The 2,113-nt window shown below is 50.5% G+C and carries 2 protein-coding genes and 1 pseudogene; all 3 read left to right on the top strand.

Annotation, left to right across the window (positions count from 1 at the left end; translation table 11 throughout):
• Positions 1 to 857, top strand: an 857-nt coding sequence (locus ACTHUT_RS18670) for a TolC family protein (protein WP_440419370.1), incomplete at its 5' end; no start/stop codon positions are given.
• 111 nt (positions 858 to 968) lie between these two features.
• Positions 969 to 1,835 (top strand): DUF808 domain-containing protein, encoded by an 867-nt coding sequence (locus ACTHUT_RS18665; protein ID WP_250599777.1) that lies wholly within the window; start codon positions 969 to 971, stop codon positions 1,833 to 1,835.
• Between the two features lie 55 nt (positions 1,836 to 1,890).
• Positions 1,891 to 2,113: pseudogene (locus tag ACTHUT_RS18660) on the top strand (apolipoprotein N-acyltransferase); the annotation flags it as partial.

The raw sequence follows: 2,113 nt of genomic DNA, 5'->3' as shown, positions 1-2,113 counted from the left end.
TCGCCTATCTGAACGAAGCCATTGAGTTGGCACAAAAATCGCTAAAGCAATATCAGGAAATCAACCGCATTGCGAATGCCAAGTTCCGCTACGGCCGGGCCGACTCTAGCCAGCCGACCCAAGCCAAACAGTCATTGCTGAGCGCGGAAAACAGCCTGTTGTCTTTGCAAAACAATTTAGATACGCAAAAACAGGTTTTGCGTAATTTGTTGAATTTAAGGCCGTCTGAAAACATGGCCGCCGATCCGGCACAGTTCCGCCTGCTGCCGGTCAAAGGCGTAAACTTGGACGTACCAATTACCGTTTTGGCCAACCGCCCCGATCTGCGCGCCGCCGAATACCGCCTGCAAGCGTCACAACAATCGGTCAACGCGCAAAAACGCAGTTGGTATCCGTCGATTACTTTGGGCGCGAGCTTGAGCACGTCGTCTGAAAAAGCCAAGAGCGCGTTCAATATCCCGCTGCTGGGCGGCTCCGCCACCATCAATCTGCCGTTCCTCAACTGGCAGACCATGAAGTGGAAAGACAAAACCGCCCAAGCCAATTTCGACAGTGCCAAACTCAACTTTGAAAAAGCCCTGACTACCGCGCTGAACGAAGTCAACACCAACTACCTTGCCTACAAAAACGCGCAGGCCAGCCTTGCCAATCAGGAACAGCGTTATCAGTTGGACAAGAAAAACAGCCGCTACTACCAAGTGCGCTACCAACACGGCAAAAACGAGCTGAAAGACTGGCTGGAGGCTTTGAATTCGGAATACAGCTCGGCTCAAAACCTGCTGAACCAACGCTATGAAGCCTTAAAATACGAAAATATGGTGTATAAAGCCATGGCAGGACGTTATACGCCGAAATAGCATTTTCAGACGGCCTTTGGTTAATTTCCGTCAACGGCCGTCTGAAACCATTCAAGCAACTGAATTTTCATATATAATCGCGCGTTTATTTGATTTTATCCGGACAACATTATGGCCTTCGCCTCTCTCTTTACCCTTTTGGACGACATTACCGCCGTTTTGGACGACGTAGCGATGATGACCAAAGTCGCCGCCAAAAAAACCGCCGGCGTGGTCGGTGACGATTTGGCGCTCAACGCCAATCAAGTAACCGGCGTATCCGCCGAGCGCGAATTGCCGATTATTTGGGCGGTGGCAAAAGGGTCCCTGGTCAACAAGCTGATTCTGGTGCCGCTTGCACTGTTGCTTTCCACTTTCCTGCCTGCACTGATTACACCGTTGCTGATGATCGGCGGTGTGTATTTGTGTTTTGAAGGCGTGGAAAAACTGTTGCACAAATTTCTGCACCGCAATGAACACGAAGACGGACACAATGCCGAGCCTGAAGTCACAGACGAAAAAACAAAAGTTAAAGGCGCGGTCCGCACAGATTTCATCCTCTCCGCCGAAATCATCATTATCGCGCTGGGCGTTGTTGAAAAATATGACCTGATGACGCGTTCTTTGGTGATGGCCGCCATCGGTGTCGGCATGACGGTATTGGTCTATGGTTTGGTCGGCATTATCGTCAAACTTGACGACCTCGGTATGATGTTGATGCGCCAAAAAAGCGCCGCCGTGCAAGGTATCGGACGCGGTTTGATTTCATTTATGCCTTGGTTTATGCGCGGCTTGAGTATTGTCGGCACGTTGGCGATGTTCTTGGTCGGCGGCGGACTGATCGCCCACAACCTTGGCTTTTTGCACGATTTTCTCGACGCGCAGCATTGGGACAGCGGCATAATGGAACATATCGCTAATCTGATGGTCGGAGTAGCCGCCGGTGCCTTGGCTTGCGCAATCGTCCTGCCTGCAATGAAATTATTTCAAAAAGACTGATTTTGTTTCCCTGCCGTCTGAAAACTTTTCAGACGGCCTCAATACCATTTAAAGCATGAATATTTTCCGTAAACTCGAACAATATTGGCAACATCCGCTGCTGTACTGGCCGCTGATCATCTTGATTGCCGCCGCGACACCGTTCACTTTCGCCCCGTATTATCATTTCTGGCTGATGCCGCTGTTGTTTGGCGCGCTGATACGCCTGATTGAATTGCGTCCGCGCTTTGCCGTCATGACTGCCTATCTGTTCGGATTAATCGGTTATACGGCGCAGT

This window comes from Neisseria sp. P0022.S010 (assembly GCF_051956635.1).
Note: the sequence above shows the minus strand (reverse complement) of the source record. Positions and strands in the feature narration are given on the sequence as shown.

Excerpts from the sequence above, each read along its gene's own strand:
- ACTHUT_RS18665 (WP_250599777.1), top strand. The coding sequence starts at position 969 with ATGGCCTTCGCCTCTCTCTTTACCCTTTTGGACGACATTACCGCCGTT.